At 61.8% G+C, this 15,887-nt stretch carries 17 protein-coding genes; 7 read left to right on the forward strand and 10 right to left on the reverse strand.

Translation table 11 applies throughout. The features are described 5' to 3' along the window. Positions 1-10: 10 nt before the first annotated feature. The 3 genes from MB84_RS19465 to MB84_RS19475 form a co-directional block, all read right to left on the reverse strand. The gene (locus MB84_RS19465) at positions 11-484 is read right to left on the reverse strand and encodes an aromatic-ring-hydroxylating dioxygenase subunit beta (protein WP_046292956.1); all 474 of its coding nucleotides are present in this window, start codon (positions 482-484) and stop codon (positions 11-13) included. A gap of 23 nt (positions 485-507) precedes the next feature. After that, positions 508-1,731, reverse strand: a complete 1,224-nt coding sequence (locus MB84_RS19470) for an aromatic ring-hydroxylating dioxygenase subunit alpha (RefSeq protein WP_046294015.1) — start codon at positions 1,729-1,731, stop codon at positions 508-510. 153 nt (positions 1,732-1,884) lie between these two features. Next, entirely contained in the window at positions 1,885-2,916 is a 1,032-nt protein-coding gene (locus MB84_RS19475; protein ID WP_046292957.1) for a 2Fe-2S iron-sulfur cluster-binding protein, read from the reverse strand. A 192-nt stretch (positions 2,917-3,108) separates the two neighbouring features. Between MB84_RS19475 and MB84_RS19480 the strand changes: the two genes are divergently transcribed. Further along, on the forward strand, positions 3,109-4,047 hold the full coding sequence (locus MB84_RS19480; protein ID WP_046292958.1) for a LysR family transcriptional regulator: 939 nt from the start codon (positions 3,109-3,111) through the stop codon (positions 4,045-4,047). A 44-nt stretch (positions 4,048-4,091) separates the two neighbouring features. Here MB84_RS19480 and MB84_RS19485 read toward each other — a convergent pair whose 3' ends face one another. Both MB84_RS19485 and MB84_RS19490 read right to left on the reverse strand, forming a co-directional pair. After that, on the reverse strand, positions 4,092-5,207 hold the full coding sequence (locus MB84_RS19485) for a glycosyltransferase family protein (RefSeq protein ID WP_046292959.1): 1,116 nt from the start codon (positions 5,205-5,207) through the stop codon (positions 4,092-4,094). Positions 5,208-5,523: 316 nt separating this feature from the next. Beyond that, positions 5,524-6,267 (reverse strand): SDR family oxidoreductase, encoded by a 744-nt coding sequence (locus MB84_RS19490; RefSeq protein WP_046292960.1) that lies wholly within the window; start codon positions 6,265-6,267, stop codon positions 5,524-5,526. A 108-nt stretch (positions 6,268-6,375) separates the two neighbouring features. On the opposite strand from MB84_RS19490, the gene MB84_RS19495 reads away from it, so the two are divergent. Then, on the forward strand, positions 6,376-7,308 hold the full coding sequence (locus tag MB84_RS19495) for a LysR family transcriptional regulator (protein WP_046292961.1): 933 nt from the start codon (positions 6,376-6,378) through the stop codon (positions 7,306-7,308). An 83-nt stretch (positions 7,309-7,391) separates the two neighbouring features. Here MB84_RS19495 and MB84_RS19500 read toward each other — a convergent pair whose 3' ends face one another. Then, entirely contained in the window at positions 7,392-7,751 is a 360-nt protein-coding gene (locus MB84_RS19500) for a VOC family protein (protein ID WP_046292962.1), read from the reverse strand. Positions 7,752-7,972: 221 nt separating this feature from the next. Here MB84_RS19500 and MB84_RS19505 point away from each other — a divergent pair, with 221 nt between their 5' ends. After that, positions 7,973-8,473: a hypothetical protein gene (locus MB84_RS19505; RefSeq protein ID WP_046292963.1), complete on the forward strand. Its 501-nt coding sequence runs from the start codon at positions 7,973-7,975 to the stop codon at positions 8,471-8,473. A gap of 165 nt (positions 8,474-8,638) precedes the next feature. On the opposite strand, the gene icd is transcribed toward MB84_RS19505, so the two are convergent. Beyond that, positions 8,639-9,892: an NADP-dependent isocitrate dehydrogenase gene (icd, locus tag MB84_RS19510; protein WP_046292964.1), complete on the reverse strand. Its 1,254-nt coding sequence runs from the start codon at positions 9,890-9,892 to the stop codon at positions 8,639-8,641. A 267-nt stretch (positions 9,893-10,159) separates the two neighbouring features. On the opposite strand from icd, the gene MB84_RS19515 reads away from it, so the two are divergent. The 4 genes from MB84_RS19515 (at position 10,160) to MB84_RS19530 (ending at position 12,053) form a co-directional block, all read left to right on the forward strand. Beyond that, entirely contained in the window at positions 10,160-10,750 is a 591-nt protein-coding gene (locus tag MB84_RS19515) for a pseudouridine synthase (RefSeq protein WP_046292965.1), read from the forward strand. A 51-nt stretch (positions 10,751-10,801) separates the two neighbouring features. Next, positions 10,802-11,035 (forward strand): hypothetical protein, encoded by a 234-nt coding sequence (locus MB84_RS19520; RefSeq protein WP_046292966.1) that lies wholly within the window; start codon positions 10,802-10,804, stop codon positions 11,033-11,035. 128 nt (positions 11,036-11,163) lie between these two features. Continuing rightward, entirely contained in the window at positions 11,164-11,370 is a 207-nt protein-coding gene (locus MB84_RS19525; RefSeq protein WP_046292967.1) for a hypothetical protein, read from the forward strand. A 203-nt stretch (positions 11,371-11,573) separates the two neighbouring features. Further along, positions 11,574-12,053 (forward strand): DUF192 domain-containing protein, encoded by a 480-nt coding sequence (locus MB84_RS19530; protein WP_411829223.1) that lies wholly within the window; start codon positions 11,574-11,576, stop codon positions 12,051-12,053. 101 nt (positions 12,054-12,154) lie between these two features. Here MB84_RS19530 and MB84_RS19535 read toward each other — a convergent pair whose 3' ends face one another. From MB84_RS19535 to xseA, 3 genes are all read right to left on the reverse strand, one after another. After that, on the reverse strand, positions 12,155-12,871 hold the full coding sequence (locus MB84_RS19535) for an HD-GYP domain-containing protein (RefSeq protein WP_084009877.1): 717 nt from the start codon (positions 12,869-12,871) through the stop codon (positions 12,155-12,157). 433 nt (positions 12,872-13,304) lie between these two features. Next, positions 13,305-13,883 (reverse strand): superoxide dismutase [Fe], encoded by a 579-nt coding sequence (gene sodB / locus MB84_RS19540; RefSeq protein WP_046292968.1) that lies wholly within the window; start codon positions 13,881-13,883, stop codon positions 13,305-13,307. A gap of 202 nt (positions 13,884-14,085) precedes the next feature. After that, positions 14,086-15,459 (reverse strand): exodeoxyribonuclease VII large subunit, encoded by a 1,374-nt coding sequence (gene xseA / locus MB84_RS19545; protein WP_046292969.1) that lies wholly within the window; start codon positions 15,457-15,459, stop codon positions 14,086-14,088. Between the last annotated feature and the right edge of the window lie 428 nt (positions 15,460-15,887).

Below are 15,887 nucleotides of genomic sequence, written 5' to 3' on the forward strand. Positions count from 1 at the left end.
GTCGGTGCTGTCAGATCGGGTAAATCAGCGAGTTGGGAATCATCTCGCTGTCGAAAATGCATTGCCGCGACGCAAATTTCCAGCCGTCGTCCGTGCGTTTCACGATGTCCAGATACCGACCGACCGACAGGATGTCCGTGAGCTGGTCGGGCTTCGTGCGAAACACGGCGTAGTTCGCCTCGACGTGCAGCGTGTCGACGTCCTGCGCACGAATCGAGGGCACCCCGATCACGTGTCGCTGGTAGTACGGGTCGTGAAACAGCGTGTCTCGAATGCCGTAGATGCGGTCGCGCAACATGCCTTTGCTCTCGAAAGAGAGCGTGGCGAGCGGCAGGCCCATGTCGAAGTTCTCGCGCGGCTGAATGCGATAGACGCATTCGTTCAGAAAGAACTCGGGCCACGCGTCCCACTGCTGCGCGTCGAGCGCCGCCGCGTAGGCCGCATTAAGCTCGACCACGGCCTGAAACGTTGCAAAATCCACCATCGAATCGTCTCCCCAGATATCGTTCAGACGCCCATCACGCGACGCCAGTAGGCGTACATGCCGCGAATCAGCGTTTCCGTGACCATGTGCTCGGTGTTTTCCACGCCCGTGCCGCCCAACTCGGCCAGCACGCGATGCCACGGCTTTTGCGCGAATCCCTCCTGCGAGCACTCGATGGCCTCACCATCGTCGGCGGACACGAACCCCGCCGGGCCGAAGAGATTGGCCTGACGCAGTCGCCGCTGGGTCATTTCCTCGGTGTCGTCTTCAAATCCGAAGTGCGTCCACACAAAGTCGAATGCGTCGTGGCCGCGCGGCTGGATATGGCGCGTGGACACCGAATTGACCTGCTGCTGAAGGATGACGCTGGGAAACAGTGTCATGAGGACCGCCGTCGGCCCCTTCCACCAGTCTTCCTGCACGATGTCGAGAAAGCGCGTGTCGTTGAGCGCCATCGACGCCTTGAAGCTCGACACCCCGGACGTCACCTCGCCGCCCCCGCCCTGTCCGCGCGTGGAAACCATCGCCGCGTGACGTCCATGCGAGTCCATCACCAGCCGCGACTTGTTGTCGGCGCGCCAGAGGCCGAAGGTGACGAACCACGTGTGCAGCAACCCCGGGTGATACGGATCCTTGATGTTTTCCTGCATCAGCTTCCAGTTACCCGGAATGCGTTGCTTGTTGTAGCCGAGAATTTTGAGCTTGCGTCCGTCGAACAGCCGGTCGAAGTACGCGCAAATATCCGGCCCCAGGAAGTCCTCGAGCGATTCGACGTCGTGATCGAACGACGCGAAGATCACCCCGCCGCGCGTGGCGACCCTGAGTTTCGTGAGTCCGTGATCCTCCGGCCGGAAATCCTTCGGCATGCCACCGTTGACCTTACCGTCCTGCTTCACGCCGCGCCGGAAGGGTACGCCTTGCAGGTTGCCCTTGAGGTCGTAGTTCCACTGGTGGTACGGGCAGTGGAAATCGGTGCGGTTACCGCGCTTCTCCCGGCAGAACTTCATGCCTCGATGCGCACATACGTTCTCAACCACATTGATCTCGCCGCCCGCGTCGCGCGTCACGATGACGGAGCGCTCGCCGATCACCGTGCGCTTGAAGTCGCCCGGATTCGGCACTTCGGCTTCCAGTCCGACGTAGTTCCAGTGCTGGCGGTAAAAGCACTGCTCCAGTTCGCGACGGTGCAGTTGCTCATCCGTATACACGCGAAACGGGATGCGGCTGGCGCCCTCGGCGGGCCAGATATCCGACGTAGTCGACGTGTGTCCGGCGGCATCATGATCGGCACAGGGCGCCGGATCGAATCCGGTCTGGGGCGTTGTCGTCACGTTTGTCTCCTGAGGAATGCGGGGAACGCAGAGAAGCGGTGAAAGCTGTGAATGCGGTGAAGGCTGAAATCACGCAGCCTTTGCGTAAAACGCGTCGGCGTAGATGTGGGCGCTGTCGATGCCGCGCTCGCGAAGCAGACGCGTCGCCGCGTCGACCATCGGCGGGGCACCGCACAAATAGGCGCGCCAGCCGACAAGGGCGTGGGGGGCGGCAAAATCGGCGGCGAGCGCATCGGTCACGTGCCCGGTGCGGTATGCCGACGCGGCGCTCGCCTGCGCGCCAGGCGCAGATGAGGCCGCCACCGTCGTCACGACGTGCAAACGAATGCCGTCGCGACGCGCCGCGAGTTCGCGCAACCACGCGAGCCCATAGACGTCTTCGGCAGAGCGCGCGCCGACGTAAATCTCGATGGGATTGGTCATGCCGTTGGCCAACGCGCCGCGCACGATCGACAACACGGGCGCAAGACCGGTGCCCCCTGCGACGCAGAGCATCGGGCCGTCGTGACGCGTACGTAGATACGACGTACCCAGCGGCCCGGAGACACGCACGGCGTCGCCCACTTTCAGTTGCTCGTCGACATAACCGGTGACCGCGCCGCCGGGCACACGGCGAATGTGGAATTCGAGCGTGTCGTCGGCGTCGAGTCCGGCCATCGAATACGGACGGATGTGCGCCGGTGTGAATTGCAGCGTGGCGTATTGCCCTGGCGAGAAGCTGAGCGGCTTGGATGGCTTGAGTAAAAGGCGCTTGATGTCGTGGGTCAGCGACTCGATGGCGAGCACCGTTGCTTTGAGAATTTTTGCAGGATGCACCACGACTTCGTCCAGCGGGGGCAACTCGATTTCGCAATCGCCATGAAGCGTCGACTGGCAGGCGAGCACGTAGCGTTCGTCTGCGCGGCCTTCGTCGTGATGACGGTACTCGACGCCCTGCGCCTCACGCACGTCCCCCGAGACCACACGGCACATGCATGTCCCGCAACGGCCGGACAGGCAGCTATACGACACCGGAATGTTGCGATCGGTCAGGACTTTCAGAAGGTTGTCGCCCGAGGCGACGTCAAGTCGCTCGCCGAGCGGCTGCACGTAAACTTGCATGGGGATTGTCTCCGTTCTGACGGTGCCTTCCGGGCACCGCCGATGGCGTTAAGACGCCGTTTGCAAGAAGCATCGCGCAACGATCGATATAAACCAATAGAATCTCGTTTATATGCCCTATAAATTTCAGTGATTTTGCCGACGTCAGCGCTTTGCGTCTTGTTGACACGCAAGGACGCTCATGGACTCGCTATGGACTTGCATGCTGTCGATCTGAACCTGCTGGTCGTCTTCCAGCACCTCTACAACGCACGACGCGTATCCCGCGTCGCCGAAGCCCTCGGCGTGACGCAACCGGCCGTCAGCAATTCGCTCGCCCGTCTGCGTAAGTTGTTCAATGACGAGCTTTTCATCCGCACGTCGCGGGGCATGCTGCCCACGCCCATGGCCACCGAGCTGGCCGAACCGGTCGCGGCAGCGCTCGACGCGCTGCACGGCGTGTTCAACCGCCAACTGGCGTTCGATCCCGCCACGAGCCAGCGTGCGTTTCAGATTGCGATGACGGATATCGGCGAGGTGCATTTCCTGCCGAAGCTAATGCACGCCTTAGGGGAGCGCGCGCCGGGCATTACAGTCAGCACGGTGCGCAATACGGCGGTGAACCTGCGCGAGGAGATGGCGGCGGGTCAGGTGGATCTGGCCGTCGGGCATCTGCCTGATCTCTCGGCGGAGTTTTTTCAGCGGCGTCTGTTCCGGCAGAAGTACGTGTGCATGTTTCGCCCCGGGCATCCGCTCGATCGCGTGACGACGTCTGCGCGATCGAAGAAGACGTCGACGGCACGCATAACGCGCGAAGACTTCGAGCGCTCGGAACAAGTGATGGTGGTGGCCGCAGGCACCGGCCACGGGCAGGTCGACGAGTTCATGGCGCGCGCTCACGTGCAACGCAACATCCGGTTGCGCGTGCCTCACTTCGTCGCGCTGGCCGACATCCTCCATGCCACGGATCTCATCGCGACCGTGACGGAGAAGTTTGCGCAACGCAGCGCCCAGCACTTCGGCTTGCGTTACGTCGACCATCCCCTCGACATTCCCGACGTGCAGATCAATCTCTTCTGGCACGCGCGATATCACCGGGAGCCAGCGAGTCAGTGGATGCGCTCGCTGCTGTTCGAATTGTTCTCGGAGTAACGAGAACGCGACGAAGAAGCGACGGAGCGGCCGCCAGTGACGGCTCAGCGCCCGTGCCACGTTTCCCACAGCCCGCGCCAGAATGCATTGGCATTGCGACGCGCGCGCCAGCGAAGATTCGGCAGGCAAACGCCGAGCCATTGCGCAGCATCGTCGATGCGGCGCTCGCCGAAGCGCCCGGGGGCTTCGAACAGATCGAGATAGGCCTGACGGTAGTGCCCCACCAGGGTGGCGTCGTGATAGTAGGTTTCCATCCATTTGCGCGAGGCCGCGCCGATCTCCGCGCGCAACACCGCGCTTGTCAGCAACTCCACCAGCGGTGCCTCGGCCGCTTCGAGCGGCACGTCGACCCAGGGCAAATCGCATGCGCCCGTGAGACGACGCAATTGCGACTGCACGCGATTGTCGAGATGTCCCAGCGTGGGCTTGCCTTGCGATAACGCCTCGAGCCCGGAGAGGTGATAGTTGCCCGTCACGCATTCGTCGAGCGCGATCGCAGCGCGTTGCTTGATTCGCAAACACTCGTCATGCGGTGTTCCGGTGACGAGTCGAACCTCGCACAGCCCACGGCGTTCGAGTTTTCGCAGCAGACGCAATGTCTGCGGCGCCCCCTTCGTCTCCCAGCGCTTGCGCCATCCGGACGAGCGCCCGCTTGGCGAGAACACGACCACCGGCCGTCCCGTCTCTCCCGCGCATTCGGGATGCGGCAGATAGCGTGCGTCGTCGAGCGGCACGATATTGGGCACGACGCGCGCGAACGGATAGAAGCGCTCCGGCCCCTGCGCAATCACGAGTTGGGGGAGCGGATCATTGACGATGCGCTCGCGCATCACAACGTCGTCGCGGGACCAGAGTTCGGGGGCAGAGTGAAACTGACGGATCAGCTTCTTGTGGCCGAAACGCGTGAGCAGATCCGCGCCGAACGTCGTTTCCATCGGGAAAATCTGATGGATGTGGATGACGTCCGCCTCGGCAATGACATCGAGCGCCTCCTCACGCTGACGCTGCCAGTCGAGATCGACGGCGAATGTGCGCGACGCGTACGCCGCTGCGTTGTAGACAACATGCCGCGCCGCGATGTCGGTGTGCCGGTTCAGTGCCGCGACGATATTGCCCGGACTGCCCGCCACCGGCGTGTGGGAGAGGTGAACGACCTTCATGCGCGCAGTCTAGATCGACGTTCGGCGCGTGAGTTTACGTGGGACGGTGAGCCAGCTTACGTCGCGTTACGGCGGTAATACGTCGACGTCGACGTTCCAACGATGGCCGACCTGCGGGTGACATTCACCGAAGCCTTCAGTGACGCGGCGTTCGAAGCGACTTCCCTTCGGGACAACGTGCCTTCGCAGCCCTTACGAACGTCTCCGAAGCCCTGAAGTCCGTTGCATTTCTTACGCTTACAGCGCGCCGACGGGAGACGTGAAAATCCGACGTCTCCCAGTTGGCGTGTCCCGCGTATCCCGCGTATCCCGATCTTCAGGCGTTGAAACCGCCATCGATGGTCAGGCTCGCGCCCGTCACGAAACCGGCGTCTTCGCTGGCGACATACGCCACCATCGCCGCGATTTCCGCCGGGTGCGCGTGACGCTTGATCGCCATCACGTCGTGCATGCTGCCGGCATGCTCGCCAGCGGCCGGGTTCATGTCCGTGTTGGTCGGACCCGGCTGTACGTTGTTGACGGTAATCCCACGCGGACCGAGGTCACGCGCCATCCCCTTCACGAGACCGACGAGCGCCGACTTGCTCATCGCGTACGTGGCGAAACCGGGGAACGGAATGCGCTCGGCATTGCATGAGCCGATGTTGATGATGCGCCCGCCGTCGCCCATGTGCGCGAGCGCCGCCTTGGCCGCGACGAAGACCGCACGCACGTTGATGTTGAGCATGCGATCGAACTCGTCGAGCGCCAGGTCGGCGATGTTGCCCATCGAGAAGACACCGGCGTTGTTCACCAGAATGTCGATCTTGCCAAGTTGTCGCGCCGCATCGTTCACCGCACGCGTGAGCGATTCGGGGTTTGCGACGTCCGCCTGCAGGGCAATCGCCCGGCCGCCCGCCGCCTGAATACGGGCAGCCAGCACTTCGGCGGCCTCCTTCGAGCCGTGATACGTAAAGGCGACCGCTGCGCCGTCGTCGGCGAGTCGCTGCACGACCGCCGCGCCAATACCGCGCGAGCCGCCCGTCACGAATGCCACCTTGCCTTGAAAGTTCGTTGCCATGATGTTGCTCCACTGGGTTAGGAAGTGAACGCAGTATCGGCTACGCATTACCCACAAACTAGACCATAATGCCTATCATCACTTTCAACCCTACGGAATAGATAACGGATGGACGCGCTGCATCTGATCGAATCGTTCGTGCTTAGCGCCCGCGCGGGCAGCTTCTCGGCGGCCGCCCGTCGACTGGGTATGACGCCTGCCGCCGTCAGCAAGAACGTGGCGCGACTTGAGGCGCAGCTTGGCTTGCGACTGTTCCATCGGAGCACCCGCAGCCTGACGCTGACCGCTGGCGGCGAGCGATTCCTGCTTGACGTCGACAGCCCGTTCGAGGCGCTGACCGATGCGTTTTCACGGGCGGCCGAGCGCGAGAGCGCGCCGTCGGGAACACTCAAGGTGAGCGTGGCGCATTCGTTCGGGCGTGAATATCTCGTCCCGATGCTCGGCGACTTTCTCGCCCGCTATCCGGACATCGTGCCCGACTGGCGTTTCGACAATCGCAGCGTGGATGTTGTCGGCGAAGGGTTCGATGCGGCCATTGGCGGCGGCATCGAACTGACGCCAGGCGTCATCGCGCGGCATCTCGCGCCGACCTATGCGGTGATGTGCGCGTCCGCCGCCTATATGGCGGGACGCAAGGCGCCAACGCACCCATCCGACCTGAGCACGTTCGACGCGGTGATCCGGCGCTCCGGCATGACGGGACGTTTGCGCGCGTGGGACTTGCGCAACGTCGACGATGAGCGTGTCACCGTCGAAGCCCGAACGCGGATGATCTTCGACGATCCCGAGGCAATGGCGCATGCCGTTGCGCTGGGCTATGGCGTGGCGCTCCTGCCCATGCCGCACGCCGCCCCGATGCTCGCGAACGGCCGTATCGAGCGGCTACTGCCGGGATGGTTCGACGAGTACAGCGGCGTGTCCATCTACTACTCGAACAAAAAGCTGCTGCCGTTGCGCACGCGCGTGTTTGTCGATCACGTGGCGCAAGCGTTCGAAGCACAACAACTTGCGGCGCGCTTCGACTGGCGATGGAGTGCCTAGGCTGGAAAGTCGAAGTAAAGCAGTGACACGGTGAGCGACGCCAACACGTTCTGCGTCCAACGCCCCCGTAATGCGAGCGGCTGTCAGCGATGCGCGAGGATGTTGAGCAGACGCCCAAGCGGATCGCGGACGTAGAAGCGTCGCACGCCCCATGGCTCGTCGGCGGGGCCGTATTCGATGGCGACGTCTGCTTCGCGCATACGGGCAAGCGCCTCGTCGACGTCATCCACTTCGATGGACAGATCCGGCACCGGCGTGCCATTGCCGCCTTCGGTCGCCACGCTCATCTGCACGGACATCTTCGACGCATTGCCATAGGTCGCAATCCAGCCGTGGTCCATCAGCAAATCGAGTCCCAGCACCTCGCCGTAAAAGCGCTGCGCCGCTTGCAGCGCCTGTGGCGCCGGCGCGGCGAGATTCGCAACAATGCGGTTGACCTTCATCTTCGTCCTCTCAGCGATAGTGCAGATAGCGGTACGCGTCATCGTCGAACCGGCGTCTAAGCGCTTGGCTTTGACAACGTTAAAAGCGTAGCACGCGACCCAGGATTGACCGCACCTTGCGTTGTTGTCGTCCGTGCACTGTAATGAAAAGGTCTGACGACGCGGTTTTCGGGGAAGAGAACGCCCCTGCGTTGGCTGCCACGGGGGGTGGGAGATCCATCATGGACACCGCCGGAAGGGCATTGGGTACATCGCGTGCATTGCACGTGCCAAGCATTGCGCATGGGCAAACTTTGCTGCGCGGGCTGTGGAGCGCCGTGTGGGTGACGTGTGCCCTCGGGGCGAGTGCAGCGAGCGCCGAAGCGCCGAACTCCCCCTTCCCGCCACCAACGCTGGAGGTGGAAGCGGCCGTCGGTCAAAAGGTCATGATCTGGCAGCAGACCAATCACAGCGTGCTGTGCCGCGACATGGGCTCGCCGACCTTCGAACTCGACGCGCGTCCTACGCTCGGCGAGGTGGCCCCGGAGTGGATCAGTTACACCGTCCCGAAGGGACAGCGATGCGAGGACATGAAGTTCTCGGGCATGATCGTCTGGTATCAGGCTGGCGATGTGCCGGGCACCGACGTCGTGACATGGCGCGTCGGCTTCCCCCGCGAGTTCGGCAGCCGCGCGCCCAACACAGGTGACCATCTCGTCACAACGCGCATCGTGATCCGGTGACGCCGTCACCTCCTTCGGGATTATTCGGATTTGCCGGGCGATTCAAGACGAATCGCTTACCTATGGCTGGATTCCGCGTTCATCCCGCAAAAAAACCCCGACGCGCGTCGCAGCGCCGGGGTTTGCGTAGGTCGTTGCAGGGCGACTCGCCCAGCGACAGCTTCGTTACATGTTCTCGATCATCACGTCGCCGAAACCGGAGCACGATACCTGCGTAGCGCCCTCCATCAAGCGGGCAAAGTCGTACGTCACCTTCTTCGACAGAATCGATTTTTCCATCGACGCGATGATGCGGTCCGCAGCCTCGGTCCAACCCATATGACGCAACATCATCTCCGCCGACAGAATCTCCGAGCCCGGATTCACGTAGTCCTTGCCCGCATACTTCGGCGCGGTGCCGTGCGTCGCTTCGAACATCGCGACCGAATCGGACAGGTTTGCGCCCGGCGCGATACCGATGCCACCGACCTGCGCAGCGAGTGCGTCGGAAACGTAATCGCCATTCAGATTCAGCGTGGCAATCACGTCGTACTCGGCGGGACGCAGCAGAATCTGCTGCAGGAAGGCGTCCGCAATCGAGTCCTTGATGGTGATCTCCTTGCCCGTCTTCGGATTCTTCACCTTGCACCACGGACCGCCGTCGATCTCCGTCGCTGCAAACTCTTTCTTCGCGAGTTCATAACCCCAGTCGCGGAACGCGCCTTCGGTGAACTTCATGATGTTGCCCTTGTGCACGAGCGTCACCGTGTCGCGGTTATTGTCGATCGCGTACTGAATGGCCTTGCGCACCAGACGCTCGGTGCCCTCACGCGACACCGGCTTCACACCAATGCCCGACGTCTGCGGAAAGCGAATCTTGCTCACGCCCATCTCGTTCTGCAAGAACGCGATCAACTTCTTCGCGCCCGCCGATTCGGCTTCCCATTCGATGCCCGCATAGATGTCTTCCGAGTTCTCGCGGAAGATCACCATGTTGATCTTCTCCGGCTGACGCACCGGCGACGGCACACCCTTGAAGTACTGCACCGGACGCAGACACACGTACAGATCGAGTTGCTGGCGCAGCGCCACGTTGAGCGAACGAATGCCGCCACCGACCGGCGTCGTCAACGGCCCCTTGATCGACACGACGTAATCCTTCACGACCTGAAGCGTTTCGTCGGGCAACCACACGTCCGGACCATAGATGCGCGTCGACTTCTCGCCCGCATAGATCTCCATCCAACTGATCTTGCGCTTGCCGCCATAAGCTTTTTCCACCGCCGCGTCGACGACCTTGAGCATCACCGGCGTAATGTCCACGCCCGTGCCGTCACCTTCGATATACGGAATGATCGGATTGTCCGGCACGCTCAGGGAGAAATCCTTGTTGACGGTGATCTTCTCGCCTGCGGGGATCTTGATGTGCTGATACGACATGGTGGGGCTCCAATTGGATGGATCGGAATGCGAGCATCAGATGGCTTGCGTCGGACAGCATGAGCGGTCGGTACATGCGCACCACGAAACTGCATTGTGGTCGATACGGGGCCGCCCCTGCGCAGCGCTGCCTTATTTTAGTCATAGCGCTTCGACATGCGTGTGACACAAACCAAGTCTTATATAAGACATAAGAGTGACGTTTTCGATTATGCATTAACATGTCGCCGCTGACCAGCTTCCACGGCCCCCTCGCCATCACCCGGTATGACACTCCTCGCACTCAATAAGCCTTTCGGTACGATCTGCCAGTTTTCGCCGCATCCGACGCGCCCGACGCTCGCCGAGTGTATCGATCTTCCCGACGTCTATCCGGCGGGCCGCCTCGACGCCGACAGCGAAGGCTTGCTGCTGCTCACCGACGATGGCCGCTTGCAGGCACGCATTGCGGAGCCCGAACGAAAGCTGCCCAAGACCTACTGGGCGCAGGTCGAAGGGGCGTACGACGAAACGGCCGTGGTTCGTCTTCGTGGCGGCCTCGATCTGGGCGACTTCGTCACGCTGCCGTGCGAAGCGCGGGAAATCCCCGAGCCAGAGCATCTCTGGGCGCGCAATCCGCCGATCCGCTACCGCGCCAGCATTCCGACGCACTGGCTCGAGATCAAACTCGTCGAAGGCAAGAATCGCCAGGTCAGGCGCATGACGGCTGCCGTTGGCAAACCGACGCTTCGGCTCGTGCGCGTGGCCATCGGCCCGGTCGACGTCTTTTCGTTAAACCTTGTACCGGGCCAGTGGTGCGAACTGCCGCAACAAATACTTACACTTTCCGGTCAACGCAGCCGTCGACCATCTCGTTGAGGGAACAGGTGCGCAACATACGCACCACTACCGAAACGAGGAAACCACATCATGAACAAACTGCTGCTCGCACTGACCGCCGGCCTGATCGTGTCCGGCGCCGCGATGGCCCAACAATCGGCGCCTGCAACGGCGCCTGTCGCTCCGGCGGCGCCCGCAGCAGCAGCGCCTGCTCCGGCGGCTGACCATGCCACGTCGGCCAAGAAGACCACGCACAAAAAGCATCACCACAAGAAGCACGCCAAGAAGCCGGTGAGCCAACCGGTCACCGGTAATAAGCCGTAATACTTGTCGTCGAAAAAATCTGCGAGCGGGTTGTCAACCGATGTCCCGACGGGACGTTAAAGGAGATGACTCACTTCGCGGGTCAACGAGTACACCATTTAAACATCGAGCTCCAAACGAGGAATCTCATGAAAAAACTGATCGCTGCCCTGGTCGCTGGCCTGTTCGCAACGGGCGTGTTCGCCCAAGCTGCTGCTCCGGCTGCTGCCGACACGGCTGCTCCGGCTGCTGCTAGCAAGCCGGCTGCCAAGAAGAAGTCGTCGACCCACAAGAAGACCAAGAAGTCGTCGAAGAAGGCTGCTGGCGCCGAAGCTCCGGCCGCTGCAAGCAAGTAAGTACCGCGTCGCGCAGCACGCCTGCGCAACGGACGGTAACAAGCAGGTTGCTCGTGCAACCTGCTTTTTTTTCGTCCGGCAGATACAATGAGCCGCTATCCGCGTGAGACTGATTCGCCGGATTTCCGACGAAATTGCTGCGGCATTTCCACTGTCGTCCGACCGTATTCTTGACGTCCCCCCGATCTTCTCAGGAGTCTTTTGTGATCCGGATTTCGCGTCAACTGGCCGCGCTCGCCGCCAGCGCCACGTTCACCAGCATCGCCGCCGTCATGGCGCTCGCCCCGGCCAGCGCCGCTGCACAAATCAAGCAGCCCGGGGAATTCCCGACCGTGCAACTCTCTGCGGGCATGTATCTCATCAAGGCCGAAGTCGCCGCGAACGAGAAAGACCGCGAACAGGGCCTGATGTATCGCAAAGCCATGGCCGACAATGCCGGCATGCTCTTCGTGTTCGAGCAAAGCGCCGGTCACTGCTTCTGGATGAAGAACACCGATCTGCCGCTGTCCATCGCATTTCTTGCGGACGACGGCACGATCGTGAACATCGAAGACATGGAACCGCAAACGGAAGACAACCATTGCCCGCGTGCTGCTGTGCGATACGCACTCGAGATGAACAAAGGCTGGTTTGCGAAGAAGAACATCAAGGCAGGTTCGAAGATCTCCAACCTGCCGCGCTGATCGTTGTCTTCCGCCCTCCCCTGTTGCGCCAACGCCGGGTGGCGCAACCTTCGTTCGGCGCGCAAGCGGTAAGTCTTAAGTGGTCGGCGGTCCCTGTTCCGCTAGCGGGCGCCGTTGGATATGTCCAGCGCTGCCCGGAGCGATTGCTCGAGAAAACGATCCAGCAACCACGGATCGAAATGACGTCCACGCTCGGCGAGCATCGCGCCGACGATCTGCGCCGGACTCAACGCCGCACGATACGGACGATGGCTGGCGAGTGCATCGAAAACGTCGACCAACGCCACAATGCGTCCTGCCAACGGAATGCGGTTGCCGGAAAGCCCGTAGGGATAGCCGGTGCCGTCGTAACGTTCATGATGCGTGCGCGCTACCGTGGCCGCCAACTCGCATGCCGCACCGCCGATGGCGGTCAACATCTCGGCCCCCAACTGCGGATGCATACGCATCGTCGACATCTCGTCAGGCGACAACCTGCCCGGCTTCTCCAGAATCGAGTTCGGAATGCAAAGTTTGCCGGTGTCATGCAGCGCCGCCGCCAGCCCCAACGCCTGCGCCCTGACGGCGGACATCCCTAGCCCCTGCGCGAATCTCCATGCGAGCGCGCCGACGCGCCACATGTGGGTGGCCGTCCCACCGCGTTTGTATTCGGCCAGACGAAAGAGCGTCCAGGCGGCGGGTGGCAGGCTGCGCATCAGTTGCGGATCGGCGAGCCAGAAGCGAGGGGGGGTGTCTTGAAATGCGTCGGCACATCGGGGGGCGATCGCTAAGTCCGCAGTGGCCGTGGCGGCCTCGTGCGATGGCGCAGGGTCTGGCATACGTTGTCCGTTCGGATTGAAGGGTTCACTCTAACGACGTGCCTGCGTATGAATGTTGACGTCGATCAAGCGCAGCGCAAAAGCCCGTCATCCGGCGACCTTTGAATACGAAGAGGGACATCGCGCCTGCGGTGCGAAGGTCTGCACATCGGCAAGGCAATCGGAGCGTGACTACGGGAAGACGACATTCACCGACGCGACATCGTATGTAGAACGATGAGGGCGTGAGGCGTTTTGATGCAGGAAGGGAGTGCTACAGCGATACGGCAGCGAATGCGGTGAAACAAGCGCCGAGGTCGTGCGTCGATATTGCAGACAGCATGTTGAGTTTTGCCGGTGACGCCAGACGCTCGGGTTGGGCGTCTGACGTGCTCTTCAGCGAAGGCTCACTGAAGTCGACTCTGTGTCGGCCGGCAAATTCCGGGAACGTCGATTACGCGAAGTTCTTCGCGGCGAAGTCCCAGTTGACGAGGTTCCAGAATGCCTCGACGAACTTCGGACGGGCATTGCGGTAGTCGATGTAGTAGGCGTGTTCCCACACGTCGATCGTGATCAGCGGCTTGTCGGCGCCGGTCAGCGGCGTGGCAGCGTTGCTGGTGTTCACGATGTCGACCGAACCGTCGGCCTTCTTCACGAGCCACGTCCAGCCCGAACCGAAGTTACCCACGGCCGACTTCGAGAACGTTTCCTTGAAGGCGTCGAACGAGCCGAACTTGGCATCGATGGCCTTGGCCAGATCACCGGTCGGTGCACCACCGCCCTTCGGCGACAGCGTGTTCCAGAAGAAGGTGTGGTTCCACACCTGTGCTGCGTTGTTGAACACGCCGCCCGACGACTTCTTGATGATGTCTTCGAGGCTGGCGTTTTCGAATTCGGTGCCCTTGATCAGGTTGTTCAAGTTGGTCACATAGGCTTGGTGGTGCTTGCCGTAGTGATACTCCATCGTTTCCTTGGAGATGGTCGGCGCCAGCGCATCGATGGCGTACGGCAGTTCAGGGAGCTTGTGTTCCATGGCAATTGTCCTTTGTGCTCTGAGGGGAACCCGATTTTGCGTTATCCGGAGCCATCGATTCTAGGGCAGATGCGAAAACCCCGCAAACCCAACGGGTACTTGGTTCGCCGCACTCTGCCCGATCAATGTGACGATTGTTTGCCGATCCCGGCTAATCGACGCACGATGCCTGCGATTCGACTGCTTTGCCGAACCATGCCGACTAAAAAGTATCGTCTAGCCTGACCTGGACATCACCAATGCCCACATCGGCCGCCCCGTCTGCCAGGTGCATGGTCACGTGCTGGCCACGCTGAAGTTTTCGAGGGTCCCGCAGCGGCTGGCCCTTTGCATCGAGGACTGCGGCGTATCCGCGTTGCAGCGTGCGGCGCGGGTTAAGCAGTTCAAGTTGCGCAGTGGCGTCGGTCAGGCGTTGCGCCGAGCGCTCGGCACGGCGCGACATGGCCGTCTGAAGACGTTGTTCGAGCAATGCCACGCGCTCATGTTGCGACGCGACATCCGGCACAGCCCGCGCATGACGCAGTCGCAACATCTCGAATCGGCTGCGACGCTGGGCCAACGGGCGTTCGAGGGCGTGGCGCATGCGATCGGCCAGATGCGCCAGTTCTCCGCGCTGGCGCGCCAGACGCTCGCGCGGCGAGACCATCGCACGCGACAGGCTGTCGAGTTGCTGGGCGCGCTGCTCCAGCGTGCGACGCATTGCACGGCTCAGGCGCTGACGCTCCCGATCGACCTCGCGCAGGCACTCGTCGCGCGCCGCCGAGATGAGTTCGGCCGCCGCCGTGGGCGTGGGCGCACGCACGTCCGCCACAAAGTCGGCAATCGTGAAATCGGTTTCATGCCCGACGCCGGAAACCACCGGCAGTTCGCTGCGCGCGATGGCATGCGCCAGCACTTCTTCGTTGAACGCCCAGAGGTCCTCGATGGACCCACCGCCCCGGCACAACAGCAGGGTGTCGACTTCGCGGCGCGCATTGGCCGCATCGAGCGCCGCCGCGAGTTTTGTGGCGGCGTCCGCCCCCTGTACGGGCGCGGGATAAATGATGACGCTCACATGCGGGGCGCGACGCGCGAGCGTGGTCAGCACATCACGCAAGGCGGCCGCCTGCAACGACGTGACAACGCCCACGCGACGGGCATAACGCGGTAACTCACGCTTGCGCCCGGCATCGAACAGCCCGGCAGCGGCGAGTTTTTCCTTCAGACGCAGGAACGCCTCGTAAAGATTGCCCTGCCCCGCACGCCGGATCGCTTCGACGTTGAGTTGTACCTCGCCGCGCGGCACATACATCGAGAGCAACGCACGCACCTCGACGCGATCGCCCTCCTTCGGTGAGAAATCCGCATGCTGCGCGCGACCGCGGAACATCACGCAACGCATCTGCGCCTGCGCGTCCTTGATCGAGAAATACCAATGGCCACTGGCGGCGCGCGTGAAGTTGGAAATCTCGCCGCTGACCCATGCCAACGGGAAACTCCGCTCCAGCACGCCGGCAACGGCCTTGTTCAAATCCGAAACACTGAGTACGCGATCCGCACCACCGGTGGGCCGGGCGTCATCGAAAGATAGGTTCATGCGTATGCGCTGACGAAAAACTGTCCACAGGCCCGCTAATTTAAGGGTTTTCGCGCCGGGATGCCCGACAATTCCTACACGCCGGGTGCAAACCCTTGATTTATCGGGCTTTGCGAGAGACTTTCACGGCGTAAAAAGGCATGTTTGTGTGACACACGACAAGATATATCTTCAGAGGCCGACATGTACACATAGTTATCCACAGGCTGACGCGATGATCTTGGGATTTGTGAGCTCGCGGAGGTGTTCATTTCTGAAACCGCTCATTGCTCATTTTTTCATCACGAACTAAAAAGTTCCACCGCGTCAAAGAGTTGCTGAGAGTATCCAAAGGTTGTCCACATCCTTGTGCTCGTCAGGTGTGGAAAACGGTGCTTGCCCATCCCCCCCCTGCACGCTACAGTTCGGACTCGTTTGCCCATCCCCCG

The sequence above is a fragment of the Pandoraea oxalativorans genome, from assembly GCF_000972785.3.
In the GTDB taxonomy this organism is placed as follows: Bacteria; Pseudomonadota; Gammaproteobacteria; order Burkholderiales; family Burkholderiaceae; genus Pandoraea; species Pandoraea oxalativorans.